This is a genomic window from Bifidobacterium sp. B4142 (genome assembly GCF_026537325.1).
Lineage (GTDB): Bacteria > Actinomycetota > Actinomycetes > Actinomycetales > Bifidobacteriaceae > Bombiscardovia.
This window is the reverse complement of sequence record NZ_JAFNMJ010000001.1, coordinates 714,373-729,266: the sequence shown is the minus strand read 5'-3', so window position 1 is coordinate 729,266 and position 14,894 is coordinate 714,373. Positions and strand designations below refer to the sequence as shown.

13 protein-coding genes are annotated in these 14,894 nt (G+C 63.5%); all 13 read right to left on the bottom strand.

What is annotated here, in order from left to right; genetic code table 11:
- Positions 1–127 precede the first annotated feature (127 nt).
- The gene (locus J3U06_RS03325) at positions 128–859 is read right to left on the bottom strand and encodes an SGNH/GDSL hydrolase family protein (protein ID WP_267444317.1); all 732 of its coding nucleotides are present in this window, start codon (positions 857–859) and stop codon (positions 128–130) included.
- A 93-nt stretch (positions 860–952) separates the two neighbouring features.
- The gene (argH, locus tag J3U06_RS03320) at positions 953–2,398 is read right to left on the bottom strand and encodes an argininosuccinate lyase (protein ID WP_267444447.1); all 1,446 of its coding nucleotides are present in this window, start codon (positions 2,396–2,398) and stop codon (positions 953–955) included.
- A gap of 17 nt (positions 2,399–2,415) precedes the next feature.
- Positions 2,416–3,651: an argininosuccinate synthase gene (locus J3U06_RS03315; RefSeq protein ID WP_024626517.1), complete on the bottom strand. Its 1,236-nt coding sequence runs from the start codon at positions 3,649–3,651 to the stop codon at positions 2,416–2,418.
- A gap of 59 nt (positions 3,652–3,710) precedes the next feature.
- A complete protein-coding gene (locus J3U06_RS03310) occupies positions 3,711–4,247 on the bottom strand; it encodes an arginine repressor (protein WP_267399726.1) in 537 nt (178 codons plus the stop codon).
- Complete coding sequence (gene argF, locus J3U06_RS03305; protein WP_267430393.1) at positions 4,247–5,221, bottom strand: ornithine carbamoyltransferase; 975 nt, start codon at positions 5,219–5,221, stop codon at positions 4,247–4,249. The genes J3U06_RS03310 and argF overlap by 1 nt, the downstream gene beginning before the upstream one ends.
- A 47-nt stretch (positions 5,222–5,268) precedes the next feature.
- Positions 5,269–6,564 carry an acetylornithine transaminase gene (locus J3U06_RS03300; protein WP_267444316.1) on the bottom strand — a complete coding sequence of 432 codons (1,296 nt, stop codon included), beginning with the start codon at positions 6,562–6,564 and terminating at the stop codon, positions 5,269–5,271.
- Positions 6,551–7,498 carry an acetylglutamate kinase gene (gene argB, locus J3U06_RS03295; protein WP_267399723.1) on the bottom strand — a complete coding sequence of 316 codons (948 nt, stop codon included), beginning with the start codon at positions 7,496–7,498 and terminating at the stop codon, positions 6,551–6,553. Before argB ends, J3U06_RS03300 begins: the two co-directional genes overlap by 14 nt.
- 71 nt (positions 7,499–7,569) lie before the next feature.
- Entirely contained in the window at positions 7,570–8,739 is a 1,170-nt protein-coding gene (gene argJ, locus J3U06_RS03290) for a bifunctional glutamate N-acetyltransferase/amino-acid acetyltransferase ArgJ (RefSeq protein ID WP_267444315.1), read from the bottom strand.
- The gene (argC, locus tag J3U06_RS03285) at positions 8,736–9,830 is read right to left on the bottom strand and encodes an N-acetyl-gamma-glutamyl-phosphate reductase (RefSeq protein ID WP_267444314.1); all 1,095 of its coding nucleotides are present in this window, start codon (positions 9,828–9,830) and stop codon (positions 8,736–8,738) included. The genes argJ and argC overlap by 4 nt, the downstream gene beginning before the upstream one ends.
- A 108-nt stretch (positions 9,831–9,938) precedes the next feature.
- Positions 9,939–10,529, bottom strand: a complete 591-nt coding sequence (locus J3U06_RS03280; RefSeq protein WP_267444313.1) for a DJ-1/PfpI family protein — start codon at positions 10,527–10,529, stop codon at positions 9,939–9,941.
- Between the two features lie 23 nt (positions 10,530–10,552).
- A complete protein-coding gene (locus J3U06_RS03275) occupies positions 10,553–11,161 on the bottom strand; it encodes a DUF4190 domain-containing protein (protein WP_121914247.1) in 609 nt (202 codons plus the stop codon).
- A gap of 25 nt (positions 11,162–11,186) precedes the next feature.
- Complete coding sequence (gene pheT / locus J3U06_RS03270) at positions 11,187–13,793, bottom strand: phenylalanine--tRNA ligase subunit beta (protein ID WP_267444312.1); 2,607 nt, start codon at positions 13,791–13,793, stop codon at positions 11,187–11,189.
- A gap of 7 nt (positions 13,794–13,800) precedes the next feature.
- Complete coding sequence (pheS, locus tag J3U06_RS03265; RefSeq protein ID WP_267399717.1) at positions 13,801–14,868, bottom strand: phenylalanine--tRNA ligase subunit alpha; 1,068 nt, start codon at positions 14,866–14,868, stop codon at positions 13,801–13,803.
- Positions 14,869–14,894 lie beyond the last annotated feature (26 nt).

Sequence of the window (14,894 nt, the reverse complement as noted above, 5' to 3'; positions counted from 1 at the left end):
GGCCGTACCAAGATGGAATTCCCCGGGAATGAAGCCGGGCTGATTATTCGTTTCGAACCAGCCGCTGTTGATTGACTACTGACTGCTAAACCAGCAGGAACCCCTCAGCGTAATCGCTGCGTTCAGGTCAGGAATGCGCAGTCACGGACAACTGATCAATTAAGTCTTGGGGAATGTGGCCGACTACGCAGGCAGCCATGCGTCTGTACCCCTGCACCCCTGGATGAAAGTGATCAATGCCCCAGAAGTCGGATCGGTCGGTGCCGACGTCGTCGCGGGTGGCATCCACGAAGGGCACCGAGGCCTCTTGACAGACCTGACGGCTGATCTGCGTCTGCCGGGCTATCCGACGCTCCACCTCGGCCCTGAGCGCCCGGCCCAGGGCAGGATCCCGATAAAGTTGACCGGAGCTCAGGACCAGCACCTGGCGACCCTTGTTTTTGGCTAGCTCGATGCTGGCAGCCAAGTCATCCCGCCACTGCTCACCGGTGCGGTTGGCCATGATGTCGTTGGAACCTGCACACAGGACCAGCAGATCAGGATGTTCCTGCAGAGCAGGCAGGAACCGGTAGCGCACCCTGCGGATGGTGGCCCCCAGCCGACCCAGAGTCGACCAGGATATCGGACGTCCCAGCCGGGTGGCCAGACAGGCGGCTATGTCAGGGACGAAGCCCTGGCTCTGGTCCTGCACTCCACAGCCGACCGCCATGGAGTCGCCCACCACCAGCATGGTCAGCGGCTCCAGGTCGCGGCCTTGATCCGGTGGCGAGCACAGCCCTTGGCGTGAGCCGGGTGGCTCCTTGGCCAGAGTGATGTGCTGCTTGGCCCACCAGGCCTGGACCAGTGCCACCGGATTCATGTTCGCCGCCGCCTTTCGCTCTTTACCCTCCCTCTTGGGGAATTGCCGTTCGGAATTTTAACGCGGCCACCGGTCTGGCGGAAACCAGAAAGCTCACTTGGGCGGACGGAAGGCGGGCCCATCAGATTGCGAGTCGGCGAAAGCCTTCAGCTCTTCCAGCACATGTACAGCCTGGTCCATCTGCTCCTTGACCCTCTCCGGTGCGGTGCCCCCCTGGCCCTGGCGAGCGCGTACTGCTCCCGCGGCAGTCAGGACCGAACGGACCTTTGGAGCTTGATCGGCAGGCACCCAGTCAGCGAAGACCCTGACGAAATCGGCATCCTCCAGGTCAGCCAGCTCGCATCCACGCCCCTCGGCCAGCTTGACGCAGGCTCCGGAGAGCTCGTGGGCATGCCGGAAGGGCACTCCTTGCCTGACCAGCCATTCGGCCAGGTCGGTGGCCAGAGCAAAGCCTGTGGGTGCCTGCTCCTCCAGCCGATCCTTGTTGAAGGTCAAAGTAGCGACCATGCCGGCAAAGGCGGGCAGCAGGACCTCCAGGGTATCCACCTGGTCGAAGACCGCCTCCTTGTCCTCCTGCAGGTCGCGCGCATAGGCTGTCGGCAGCCCCTTGAGGGTGGTCAGCAGGCCAGCCAGATCCCCGACCAGTCGACCGGCCTTGCCGCGAGCCAGCTCGGCCACGTCCGGATTCTTCTTCTGAGGCATGATGGAGGACCCGGTCGAATAGCCGTCGTCCAGGCGAACGAAGGCGAATTCCTGGGTGTTCCAGATGATGATCTCCTCGGCCAGCCTGGACAGGTCCACGCCGATCATGGCGGCGACGAAGGCGAATTCGGCCACCACATCCCTGGCGGCTGTCCCGTCGATGGAGTTGGCGCAGACCCGGCTAAAGCCCAGATCCCGGGCCACTGGCAGGGGGTCCAGACCAAGGGTGGTGCCAGCCAGCGCACCCGACCCGTATGGACTGGCATCAGCACGCTGGTCCCAGTCTCTCAGGCGCTCCAGGTCACGGATCAGGGGCCAGACATGGGCCATGAGCTGGTGGGCCAGCAGAACAGGCTGGGCGTGCTGCATGTGGGTGCGGCCAGGCATGACCGTGGTCCCCGCCGCACGGGCCTGATCCATCAGAGCCTGGGCCGTGCGCAGCAGATCCTTGGCCAGCACCCGGGCGTGACGACGCAGCCAGATCCGAATCAGGGTGGCGATCTGATCGTTGCGCGAACGCCCGGCCCGCAACTTGCCGCCCAGCTGGTCCCCCGCAATGTCGATCAGGCCGCGCTCCAGGGCCGTGGCCTCGTCCTCATCGCCGGGTTCAGGGGCGAAGGCGCCGGAATCCACCTGATCCTGGAGTTCATCCAGGGCTTGTTCCATACGTGCCAGCTCGCCATCATCCAGCAACCCAGCACGGTTGAGGGCCCGAGCGTGTGCCCGGGAACCGGCAAGGTCGTCATCGGCCAGTCGCCAGTCGAACTGGGTGGACCGGCTGAGCTCAACCAACGCCGGCGAGGGACCACCGCTGAAGCGCCCGCCCCAGAGGGCCATGGGCTTGTCGCCGGTGCTCACTGCTCTTGTCCGTCCTGTGCAATGCCGTTGCCGAAGCGCATGTCACGGGCGGCGGCCACCTTGTCGGCCAGGCCGTAGATGGCGATGAACCCGTTGGAGGCGTTCTGGTCGAAGCTGTCGCCGGACTCGTAGGTGGCCAGGCTGTAGTCGTAGAGGGAGCTGTCGGAGTGACGGCCTGTGACCACGGCCCGCCCCCCGTGCATGACCATACGGATGCGGCCGGAGACATAGCGCTGGGTCTCCTCGATGAAGGCGTTCAGGGAGCGGACGGCCGGCGAGTACCACTGGGCGTCGTAGACCAGCTCGCCCCAACGCTTGTCGATGTCGCGCTTGATCCGGTGCTGTTCGCGCTCCAGGCAGCAGTTCTCCAGCTCCTGGTGGGCGGTGATCAGGGCAATGGCCCCGGGTGCCTCGTAGAGCTCGCGGGACTTGATGCCCACAAGCCTATCCTCGATCAGATCCACACGTCCGATGCCCTGGGCTCCGGCCCGGCGGTTCATCTCTTCGATGGCCTCCAGAGGCGTAACGGCCCTGCCGTCGATGCGCACGGGGATGCCCTGCTCGAAGTCGATGGTCACCTCGTCCTCGACCGGTGGGAAGGCAGGATCGTCGGTGTAGGAGTAGACATCCTTGGTGGGCCCGTTCCAGGGATCCTCCAGGTAGCCTGTCTCGATGGCCCGTCCCCAGACGTTCTGATCGATGGAATAGGGGCTCTCCTCGGTCTGCTCGATGGGCAGGTGGTGCTCCTTGGCGTAGGCGATTTCCACATCCCTCATCAGTCCCAGGTCACGGATGGGGCTGATGGCCTTCAGCGAGGGGTCGATGGACATGATGGAGACCTCGAAACGAACCTGATCGTTGCCCTTGCCGGTGCAGCCGTGGGCTATGGTGTCGGCACCGTACTGATGGGCCGCCTGGACCAGATGCTTGGTGATCAGCGGCCTGGAGATGGCCGATACCAGCGGGTAGACACCCTCGTACATGGCATTGGCCTTGAGCGCCAGCATGCAGTAATCCCTGGCGAACTCGTCCCGGGCATCCACCACTACAGACTCGACGGCTCCGCAGTCCAGGGCCCGCTGGCGGATGGTCTGCAGACGCTCGCCGCCTTGCCCCACATCCAGGGAGACGGCCACCACATCCTTGCCGGTGCGCTCCTTGAGGTAGGGAATGGACACCGAGGTGTCCAGGCCGCCCGAGTAGGCCAGCACGATGCGATTGTTTTCGGTCATGGCGATCCTCTTTCCTTCTAATTTCACACTTGTCAATATTCAGTTCATGCTTTCAGCCATCATCGGGCTCTGGCATCCTCCTGGCCGGAGACGATAGTCATGAGCCAGTCGGCCCGGGATGAAGCCGATTCATCGTCTGCAGCGATGATCAGAATCGTGTCGTCCCCGGCTATGGTGCCCAGGATTCCATTGATGGGCTGGCGGTCCAGGGCAGAAGCTGCATACTGGGCAGCGCCGGCCGGGGTTCTGACCACCAGCAGGTTGCGGGCCCGGGCCACTGAGGTAATCAGCCCAGTCAGAATCTTGGCCAGGTAGGCATCGGTCTTGTTCTCCCCCTCGACCTCAGGCCCCTCTGCGGCAGCCGCCTCCATGGCCTGCTGGTCGGTGGTGGCGGGAATCCAGTAGGCCATGCTGCCGTCTGCATACCGCAACTTGGTGGCATGCAGGTCGTCCAGGTCCCGGCTCAGGGTGGCCTGGGTCACCTCAATGCCCTGATCAGCCAGCAGGGCTGACAGCTGCTGCTGGGAGTTGACCCTATGTCGGCTCAAAGCCTGACGGATGGCATCCAGCCGGGCCACCTTGGTCGTCGGACGCATCAGCACACCCCCTGCAGGAGGGATTCGTCACCCCGGGAGCGGGCCACCAGCCAGGTCATCAGGGCCTTCTGGGCGTGCAGCCGATTTTCGGCCTCGTCCCAGACCACGGACTGGGGGCCGTCAATGACCTCGGCCGTCACCTCCCGGCCCCTGTAGGCGGGCAGGCAGTGCTGGAAGAGTGCATCCGGGCGGGCATGGGCCATAAGTGCGGCGTTGACCTGATAGGGCAGGAAGGGATGGGAGCGGATGGCGTACTGGTCCTCCTCGCCCATGGAGACCCAGGTGTCGGTGAAGACGCAGTCAGCGTCCTCCACGGCCTGGACCGGATCCGTGGTGACCAGAATGGATCCGCCGTTTTCAGCGGCCAGGGTCCGCGCCTGTTCCACCAGGTTTGGATCGGGCAGGAAGCCGTTGGGTCCGGCAATCCGCACGTTCATGCCGGCTACTGCCCCGGCCAGCAGATAGGAGTTGGCCATGTTGTTGGCTGCGTCGCCCAGGTAGGCGATGGTCATGCCGGCCAGGGCGTCGACCCCGCCCCGGTGCTGTGCCAAGGTCAGGAAGTCGGCCAGAACCTGGCAGGGATGGAAGGAATCGGTCAGCGCGTTGATGACGGGCACGGTGGCATGGGCAGCCATGGTCTCCACCCGATCCTGGCCAAAGGTGCGCCAGACTATGGTGGACGTCATCCGTGTCAGCACGTTGGAGGTGTCCGCCACGGGCTCGCCACGGCCCAGCTGCGAGCCAGAGCTATCGATGACCATGGGATAGCCGCCCAGCTGGGCCACACCCACGCAGAAGCTGGTTCTGGTGCGCGTGCTGGGCTTGTCGAAGATGATGGCCACGGCCTGAGGCCCCTTATAAGGCTGAGATAAATAGGGATTTGCCCTGAAAGCCATGCCCAGTCGGAGAACCTCCAACTGCTCCTCGTGGTTGAGGTCGTCGTCACGCAGCATGTGCCGCAAACCGTTGTTCATCTCTGCCTCCCTATCGCTATGATTATGCACGTCATTGATGGCTGATCTCACTGATCATCCTGCCGCAAGCCCTTGTCCGCGAGACTGGCCGGAGCCTTGGACAGGATATCCACTGCCAGGTCGATCTGATCGGCCTGGATGATCAGGGGCGGGGCCAGACGCAGGGCATCGGGGGCCACAGCGTTGACGATCAGCCCATGGTCCAGGGCCCAAGAGGCCAGATCCCCGGCACAGGGAGCGCTCAGCTGGACCGCATCCAGCAGTCCCCTGCCTCTAACCTGGGTATAGAGGGGATTGCCACAGTCGGTAAGGCCGGCGCGCAGCCTCTCCCCCATCTGCCGCGCCCGCTCCAACAGGCCCTCCTGCTGGATGGTATCCAAGGTGGTCAGCGCCAGAGCCGATCCCAGAGGATTGCCGCCGAAGGTGGACCCGTGCATGCCCGGGGTCAGCAGACCTGACGGCCCAGGGCCGAAGGTGATCATCCCGCCCATGGGGAATCCGCCTGCCACCCCCTTGGCGAAGGTGAGCACGTCCGGGCAGGCTCCTCCGGACAGGCTCTGGTCTTGGAAGGCGAACCAGTGGCCGGTCCTGCCCATGCCGGTCTGCACCTCGTCCAGAATCATCAGGGCTCCATGCTGGCTACAGAGCTCACGCACCTGCCGAACGTAGTCAGGATTCAGCGGCAGCACCCCGGCCTCTCCCTGGATAAGCTCCAGAATGACGGCAGCCACCGGCTCTTCTGAGGTCTCCCCCTGTGCAAAGGCCTTCTCTATAGCTTCGCCGTCTTCTGCCGGCAGGAAGCCCATACCCGGGACCAGGGGCTGGAAGGGCTCACGGATGGCCGGCTTCCATGTCAGACTCAAGGATCCCATGCTGCGGCCGTGGAAACTATGGGTCAGCGCCATGATACGGCCGGGATGCCCGCCCAAGTGAGCGCCATGCAGCCTGGCCAGCTTGATAGCCGCCTCATTGGCCTCGGTTCCCGAGTTGGCGAAGAAGACGCGGGATCCCTCCGGTGCCTGAGCCAGGTCCAGCAGTCGTTCGGCCAGCTCGATCTGAGGCTGGGAGGCGAAGAAGTTGCTGATGTGGGCCATCTTTCCGGCCTGCTCTGCCAATGCCTTGTTCCAGTCAGGATGGGCGTAACCGAGGGCATTGACCGCGATGCCGGCCATCATGTCCAGATAGCGGTTGCCGTCCAGGTCCCAGATCCAGGCGCCTCGACCATGGTCCATGACCCTGCCCGGCCGACCGAAGACCTGCATGTGGACGCGGTCATAGCGGTCTGCCCATTGACTGCTCTGCGGCCCCTCGGGAGTTCTCATAGGTGCATCAGCCTTCGTCATGGCTCCTCCTCATGATCATGTCCTTGCCCGGTACGACCACCGTGCCGATGCCGTTGCGGGTGAAGATCTCGTTGAGCATGGAATGCGGCCGCCGCCCGTCGATGACGTGGGCCTCGCCCACCCCGGAGCGCACGGCCTGCAGGCAGGCCTCCATCTTGGGGCGCATCCCCTCATGCATGTCCTCCAGCATGTCCTCAAGATGGTCCACCCCGATGCTGGAGACCAGGGAGTCGGCCTGGGGCCAGTTGGCATACAGGCCCTCCACGTCGGTGAGGATGACCAGTTTCCGGGCCCCCAAAGCTACTGCCAGAGCGGATGCGGCCGCATCGGCATTCACGTTGAGCACCTGGGTGGGATCCTGCTCGTCAGGAGCCACAGAGGAGACGACGGGAATTCGCCCGGCATCGATCAGGTCTTCGACGGCCGAGGCATCCACGCCCACGACCTCGCCCACCAGGCCCAAATCAACCGGCTGACCATCCGCCATGCCGGTACGGCGGGCTGCACTGAACAGGCCAGCATCCTCACCCGACAGGCCTACAGCCATGGGACCGTGGGCATTGATGGCCCCGACCAGATCCCTGCCCACTTGTCCGGTCAGCACCATACGAACCACCTTCATGGTCTCCGGTGTGGTCACCCGTAGGCCGCCGCGGAAGACCGAGGGGATGCCCAGGGCCTGGAGCATGCTGGAGATTTGCGGGCCGCCGCCGTGCACCACCACCGGATGCATGCCCACCTGCCTCAGGAAGACCATGTCTTGGGCAAAGCACTGCCGCAGATGGTCGTCCACCATGGCATGGCCACCGTATTTGACTACGATCCGCTGGCCGGCGAACTCCTCCAGCCAGGGCAGGGCCTCGATGAGCACCTGGGCCTTGCGGGCGTCGTCCAAGGCCTTTTCAGCTTCGGCTTCCTGCTCGTCATCCGCCATCCTCTTCCCCTTCCTTATGACCATCTTCCGATTGCTGCAGCTCTTGGCAGCGCGCCTGATCGGTCTTCCCATCAGGTGTGGTAGTCGGCATTGATGGTCACGTATTCGTGGGTCAGATCATCGGTCCATACCGTGGCCTGGCTGTCACCCTGACCAAGGTCGATATCGATATGGACCTCTGGGACATGCAGGTCGACCAGCTCCGGGTCCTGGCCGGGACGGCCGCCCCGGCAAACCTTGATGCCGTTGAAGCTGACATCCACATGGGCCGGGTCATAGGCCGCCGTCGAAACCGGCACGGTGCCCAGGGAGGACACCACTCGGCCCCAGTTGGGATCCTCGCCGGCCACCGCGCACTTGAGCAGTGTTGAGCCGGAGACCGCCCGGGCGCAGGCAAGGGCTGCATCCTCACTCTCGGCACCATCCACCCGGATACGGATCCGATGCCTACTGCCCTCGCCGTCGGCCACAATCCGATGGGCCAGATCCGCGCAGGCCTGACCCAGCTTCTCCTGGAACTGGTCGGGATCAGGCCGCACACCAGAGGCCCCGGAGGCCATCAGCAGGACGGTGTCGTTGGTGGACATGCACCCGTCCACGTCGATCCGGTTGAAGCTGAGCTGGCAAGCTTCCGACAAGGCTTGGAGTGCCTCTTCCGGCTCCAGAATGGCATCGGTGGTGATTACACAGATCATAGTGGCCAACTGCGGGGCGATCATCCCGGAACCCTTGACCATGCCGCCCAGCCGCCAGCCGGATCCGTCCACAGCCACGGTCTTGGTGCAGGTGTCGGTGGTCAGTATGGCCTTGGCGGCCTCTTCGCCGGCCTCCTGACTGGCCGACAAATCCTGGGCAGCCTGGTCAATGCCGGTCAATATGGAATCCAGATGCAGCAGATGGCCGATGATCCCGGTGGAGCAGACAGCAACTCGATCAGCGGGCAGACCCAGTTGCTCTCCTGTCCGCTCAGCCATGGCCCTGGCCTGGTCCAGGCCCTCGGGACCAGTGCAGGCGTTGGCATTGCCGGAGTTGATGACCACGGCTCCAGCATGGCCTTCTTCAAGGATTCGGCTGGTCCAGATGACCGGAGCGGCCCGGAAACGATTGGGGGTAAAGACCCCAACAGCCGTGTCCATGGGTCCGCTGTTGACGACCAAGGCCAGGTTTCGGCGCTGTGAACCTCCCGGACGATGGGCGATGGCGGTGCCAGTCCGGAAGCCTGCAGGGTAGGTGATGCTCATGGTGCAACTCCTATGGTTGTCAATCCGGTCTCCTCGGGCAGGCCCAGGGCCAGATTTACGGCCTGGAGGGCCTGGCCTGCGGTGCCCCGGGTCAGGTTGTCGATGGCGGCGAAAGCGTAGAGGCGGTCGGCGCGCTGGTCCACAGCGACCTGAACCTGGGCCCGGTTGGAGCCGTACACGTCGGCCGTGGAGGGGAGCCTGCCCTCGGGGAGCAGATCGACGAACTGCTCCTGGGCATAGATCTCTTCCCAAACGGCACGAATATCAGCCATCCCCATGCTCCGTCCACGCTCGCTCAGCTTGGCCGAGACCACAGCCAGAATCCCCCTTGACATGGGGACCAGTATGGGGGTCAGCCCCAAACTGATGGGCTGTTTCCCAAGACCTCCGAGGTTCGGATCCGCAGCTGCGGCCTTACGCAGGTTCTGCAGAATCTCAGGGATATGCCGATGGGTGCCGCCGACCGAATAGGGATGGGCTGAATTGATGGCCTGGGCTGCCAGTAGATCCATTCTGCCGCTTGAGCGTCCGGCACCCGAATAGCCGACTGCCAGGTCAGCAACCAGATCATTGGTCTGCACCAGTCCGGCGGCCAAAGCAGGCTGGAAGGCCAGGGTGACTGCCGTGACATTGCAGCCGGGACCAGCGATCCGCCGGGTCTGCCCAAGCAACTGACGCTGACGACCGCCACCCGGATTGAGCAGCTCAGGCATCCCGTAGGTCCACGGGCTTGAGAAAGGTCCGCCATAATAGTCTTGCCAGTCCTCCGGATTCTCCAGCCGGTGATCAGCGCCCAGGTCGACCATCAGCGATTGCGGATCCAGCTGCTCGGCCAAGGGACCCGAAGCCCCGTGGGGCAGGGCCAGAACCACCAGATCATGGCCGGCCAAGATCTCCGGCTTCGTATCCTGAATCTGCAGCGAGGCCAGCGACTCCGGAAGGTTGGGCGAGAACTCCCCCAACAGTCGACCAGCGGAGCCGTGACCGGTGACCGTGCATACCTGAAAGGCTGGATGCGCTGCCAATAGACGGATCATTTCCGAGCCGGCATACCCCGAAGCTCCCGCTACAGCCACCGTGTATTGCCGCATGAGTGCTCCCTTCATCGGGCACCATCATACATACTCATGCAGTAAAACGCATATTTATACAATTCGGCGTGTCGCTATGCACATGCTATAGCTGCGCGACGCTGTCACCTATGCGAAGGGATCATAACCGGAATCTCGGTTTCGGATGTATTCCATTTGCGTACTGGCCCTGTCCGCAGCCTCGGGCCCGCATGTGCCCTCCACAAAGGCCAGTGCCATGTCAATACCGGCCGAGATACCCGAAGAGGCACGAAACTTGCCATCGACCACCCAACGGGCATCCTTGACCCAGTTCACACGCTTCCCCGTGCTGACGACCCAGTCAAAGGCCAAGTCATTGGAGGTCGCACGCCGACCGTCGAGCACACCGGCGGCAGCCAAGAGAGCCGATCCTGTGCAGACCGTCATTACCTGGGGCGACTGGGCGGCCAGGCTTGCCAACTGCCCAATCCATCGGTCGTTTCCAACCAGAGTTCGCGTGCCGGACCCGCCAGGTATCAGCAAAACTCCCTTGGGATCGATCGCTTCGGGTCCTACAGCTTCGACCCTGACACCGCCCTCCCCGACTTTCACTCCAGGGCCCTCCAAGGAGAAAAGTCGCACCCGGGCGCCATCAGTATTGATGAAAACCTCAAAGGGGCCGAAAACATCCAAGGGCTCAAACCCGTCGAATACGACAATATTGATATCCAAACCCATCTGAATGACCCCCTGCTTAGATCTCAGGCGCTGACACCGTCCCCGCCTGAGCCGCCGCCACCCGTCGAGGGCGACGGCACCATCTGTTGGTAGAAGTCGTTCAGGGAGACCCCGTTGACCAGAAGCCAGATCCAGGCCAAGGTAAAGAGCAGGTTAATGATCAGGGCAGCCATGGCCAGCCCATAGCCCTTCATATGCAGTCGGCGGGTCCGATACATGGAAACGCCGCCGAGCAAGGCGGGAATCACAGGCATGGGCAGGAAGAGGGCCATAAGGAAGGCGATGATGGCGCAGGGATCCCAGTGGCCGTAGACCGGATTTTGGGAGGGGTCGTTCAGATCGGGCATGCCCTGGGGAAGCCATCCTGGCGCACCGGGACGGGCCTGAGGATTGCCAGGATTTCCGCCGCGGCCGGGACCCGACTGCCCCGCCATGGGCATGGGCCTATTGGCGGGGTTGCCCTGGGACGAATCGGATTCCTTGGCCTTGGGTTCGGGGTCTGGGCGACCGTAGATGTACGGATTCCATCCTGGATAACGATCGGCGCGCGCGCCGTACAAGGGCTGGTCGCCCCCATCATGATCCTGGCGGTCGGGTCCACCGGCTGTGCCCTGTTCTTGAGAATCCGTCATGTCCCTCGGTCCCCTTGATGCCCGGTCAGGCACGCAGCACGGCGCCCAGACCTGCAGTCTTGTCAACGATGGCCTGGCGCAGGGATTCGCTGTCCTCGGACGTCAAGGTGCGGTCCGGGGCGCGGAAGGTGACTGCGAAGGCCAGCGATTTTGCATGCTCACCGATCTGATCGCCAGTGAAAACGTCGAACAGCTCGATGGATTCAAGACTAGACCCAGCCGCTTCTCTGATGGCGGAAGTCAGGTCGGCTGCCGAGACCGTGTCCGGCACGGTGAAGGCCAGATCCTGACGGACCGGCGGGAAGGTCGACACGGGCTTGGCCTGCAGGGGGGTGTAGTCCAAATGGTCCAGCACCATGTCCATACTCAGCTCGAAGGCGGCCGAGTGGGCAGGGAAGCCCAGAGCCTGATCAACCCGAGGATGCAACTCGCCCACCATGCCGACAAGCGTGCCGTCATCCAGGACCAGCCTGGCGGTACGGCCCGGATGCCACTGGTCGGGCACCTGCTCGGCCGAGGGCTGCTCAAGCCGATAATGCGCTCCCAGCCTATCCAGGACACGCCGAGCGGATTCGACTGCATCGGTCCAGTCCACATCCCTGCTGTCCTTGAGCCAGCCGTCCTCCTGGGCACGGCCGGTCAGCAAGGCCGCCACATGCAGCCGTTGCTCTGGCAGACCCTGGTCCAGGCGGGCCAGATCCTCGTCGCTGGGCCGCACACCGCCCGGAAGGGTGGGCACCGCAGGAGCCTTGGGATCGCGACGGAAGACATAGCCGATCTCGAAGAGACGCACATCCGTGTTGCCACGTCGCAGGTTGCGCTCCACGGTGTTGGCCAGCGGCAGCAGCAGGCTCTGGCGCAGGTAGGGCCTGTCAGCGGCCATGGGGTTGGCGAGTTCCACGCTGTTGACATGGACCTCATCAGGATCCATGCCGAAGGCCTTGAAATCATTGTTACCGACGAACGGGTAGTCCAGAACCTCGGTCAGTCCATACTCGGCCAGGGTGTCAGCCACCCAACGGCGGCGCTGCTGGCGATCGGTCAGACCAACCGCTCCGGACACCTTGGGTGATGGCACGGTGACGGGAATGCGGTCATAACCCACCAGACGGGCCACCTCCTCGACCAGGTCGCAGCCCTCACCCAGGTCGGGCCTCCAGGTTGGAGGAGTCACCGACAGCCGATCTTGAGGATCGCCCTGGACAGTACAGCCGATATCACGCAGAATGGCCACGATGCGCTGGGGCTCCACCTCCAGTCCGGTCAGACGTGCCACCTCGCTGACGGCAAAGTCGATGACCGGCATGGGCTTGGTCTGATCCATATCCAGCGGAGCATCCAGGTCCTGCCCACCGGCAAGGCGATGCAGCAGGTCAGCGGCCATGGCTGCGGCGGCTGGCTGCATCTGCGGATCGACCCCGCGCTCAAAGCGCTTGGAGGCCTCCGAGGGCAGCTTGTGGCGACGGGCGGTCCGGGCGATGGTCACCTGGTCGAAGTGAGCGGACTCAATCAGAATGTTCTTCGTCTGATCGGTCACTTCTCCGTACAGACCGCCCATGACGCCGGCCAGACCCAGAATGCGAGATCCCTCTTGCCCCTGGGGCGAGTCGGTGATGAGCAGATCCTCGGTGCTGAGCTCGCGATCCTTGCCATCCAGAGTGGTCAGGTGCTCGCCCTGCCTGGCCCTGCGCACCACGATAGGCCCGCTGAGCTTGTCCAGGTCGTAGGCGTGCAGGGGCTGGCCCAGATCCAGCATGACGTAGTTGGTGATGTCCACCGGCAGGCTGATGGAGCGCATGCCGGCCCGAACCAGCCGACGACGCATCCAGCTGGGAGTCGCCGCCTTGGGGTCGCACCCGGTCAAGGCACGCAGGTAGTACCGATCACAGCCTGGCTGACCGTGAATAGGATTCTCATCCTGAACGCGCACGGCCAGCGGTGCCTGATCCTCCTGGGCTGCCGAGGCCGGCACCGTCTTGTTCAGTTCAATCACCGGATCCGTGTACTCGGCGCCCGTGGAGTGGTGGTATTCGCGGGCAACCCCCCGGTAGGAGAAGGCGTAGCCACGGTCAGGGGTGATGTTGATCTCAAGCACGGGCGTATTCATATGCAGGAGGCTCATGGCATCGTCACCAGGCTTGAGCTGCTCGTACTGCTCGGGGGTGAACCCGTAGTTGCGTAGCAGGATGATGCCCTGATGGTCCGAACCCAGTCCCAGCTCACGCTCGGAGGCGCACATGCCGTCCGAGATATGACCGTAGGTCTTGCGTGGTTCGATGCGGAAGTCACCGGGCAGGACGGCCCCTGGCAGAGTTACCACCACCTTCTCACCCGCAACCATGTTGGGGGCCCCGCAGACGATGCCACGCGGCACCTTGCGACCCTGGTCGTCCACGGCATTGTACTGCTCGCCCACATCAACATGACACCAGTTGATGGTCTTGCCGTTCTTCTGAGGCTCAGGCTCGGCATCCACCACATAGCCGACTACGATTGGGCCGGTCACAGTGGACTGGTGGATGTCCTCTTCCTCCAGTCCGACCCGGACCAGGTCCTTGGCCAGCTGTTCATAGGTCAGATCCTCAGGGACCTGCACATGCTCCTTGAGCCAGTCGATATCTACCATTGGCATCTGACAGTCACTCCCCCATCTCGAACTGCTGGCTGAACCGCACGTCGCCTTCGACCAGGTCGTGCATATCGTTGATGTCGTGGCGCAGGAGCAGGGTGCGCTCCATGCCCACACCGAAGGCGAAGCCTGAGTAGCGCTGCGGATCCACGCCGGCTGATCTCAGAACGTTGGGGTTGACCATGCCGCAGCCTCCCCATTCAATCCATCCGGGGCCGCCCTTCTTGTCAGGGAACCAGAGGTCCATCTCGGCGCTGGGCTCGGTGAAGGGGAAGTACGAGGGCCGTAGTCTGGTCCGGGCCTCAGGACCGAACATGGCCACAGCGAGCTTGTCCAGGGTGCCCTTGAGGTCGGCCATAGTCAGGTGTTCATCGACGGCGATGGCCTCGCACTGATGGAAGACCGGGGTGTGGGTGGCATCCAGTTCATCGGTGCGGAAGACCCTGCCCGTGCAGGCCACGTAAAGCGGTACACCGCGGGTTATCAGGGAACGGGCTTGATCGGGCGAGGTATGGGTGCGCATGACCATGTTGGAGCCGACGAAGCCGGCGGCGTCCCTGGCCTGGCTGCCCTTGACGTAGAAGGTGTCCTGCATCTGACGGGCAGGATGGTCAGGGCCGAAGTTGAGCGCATCGAAGTTGTACCATTCGGCTTCCAGCTCGGGGCCCTGGGCGATACTCCAACCCATGGAGACGAAGAAATCCTCCACGTCCTCCATGAGCTTGGACAGCGGATGACGTGCGCCCTGAGGTTTACGCTCGACCGGAAGGGTCATATCCACCTGCTCGGCAGCAAGGCGGCGGGACTCCTCCTCCTGGCGCAACTGCCGCTCCTTGAGCCCGTAGGCGCGGCCGAAGTCAGCCTTGAGCTTGCCCGCTAAACGGCCGGCGGTCTTCTTCTGATCCGCTGGCAGCCTTCCGATGATCCGGCCGGATCCGGCCAGGGCTGAACCTGTCCCTGCATACTTGGCCTTGATCGCCTTGAGTTCTTCCAGATCGGAGGCTTCGCGAATCCTGCCGATGCCCTCGTTGACCTCGTCGGTCATCGCCGCGGGGTCGAATTCTTCCTGTGCCACCATGGACCTTTCCACTGTTGCCAATGCCG

What these genes read in the sequence shown, in the direction of transcription:
- J3U06_RS03325 (WP_267444317.1), bottom strand. Translation starts at nt 859, where the DNA reads ATGAATCCGGTGGCACTGGTCCAGGCCTGGTGGGCCAAGCAGCACATC.
- argH (WP_267444447.1), bottom strand. Translation starts at nt 2,398, where the DNA reads ATGGCCCTCTGGGGCGGGCGCTTCAGCGGTGGTCCCTCGCCGGCGTTG.
- J3U06_RS03315 (WP_024626517.1), bottom strand. Translation starts at nt 3,651, where the DNA reads ATGACCGAAAACAATCGCATCGTGCTGGCCTACTCGGGCGGCCTGGAC.
- J3U06_RS03310 (WP_267399726.1), bottom strand. Translation starts at nt 4,247, where the DNA reads ATGCGTCCGACGACCAAGGTGGCCCGGCTGGATGCCATCCGTCAGGCT.
- argF (WP_267430393.1), bottom strand. Translation starts at nt 5,221, where the DNA reads ATGAACAACGGTTTGCGGCACATGCTGCGTGACGACGACCTCAACCAC.
- J3U06_RS03300 (WP_267444316.1), bottom strand. Translation starts at nt 6,564, where the DNA reads ATGACGAAGGCTGATGCACCTATGAGAACTCCCGAGGGGCCGCAGAGC.
- argB (WP_267399723.1), bottom strand. Translation starts at nt 7,498, where the DNA reads ATGGCGGATGACGAGCAGGAAGCCGAAGCTGAAAAGGCCTTGGACGAC.
- argJ (WP_267444315.1), bottom strand. Translation starts at nt 8,739, where the DNA reads ATGAGCATCACCTACCCTGCAGGCTTCCGGACTGGCACCGCCATCGCC.
- argC (WP_267444314.1), bottom strand. Translation starts at nt 9,830, where the DNA reads ATGCGGCAATACACGGTGGCTGTAGCGGGAGCTTCGGGGTATGCCGGC.
- J3U06_RS03280 (WP_267444313.1), bottom strand. Translation starts at nt 10,529, where the DNA reads ATGGGTTTGGATATCAATATTGTCGTATTCGACGGGTTTGAGCCCTTG.
- J3U06_RS03275 (WP_121914247.1), bottom strand. Translation starts at nt 11,161, where the DNA reads ATGACGGATTCTCAAGAACAGGGCACAGCCGGTGGACCCGACCGCCAG.
- pheT (WP_267444312.1), bottom strand. Translation starts at nt 13,793, where the DNA reads ATGCCAATGGTAGATATCGACTGGCTCAAGGAGCATGTGCAGGTCCCT.
- pheS (WP_267399717.1), bottom strand. Translation starts at nt 14,868, where the DNA reads ATGGTGGCACAGGAAGAATTCGACCCCGCGGCGATGACCGACGAGGTC.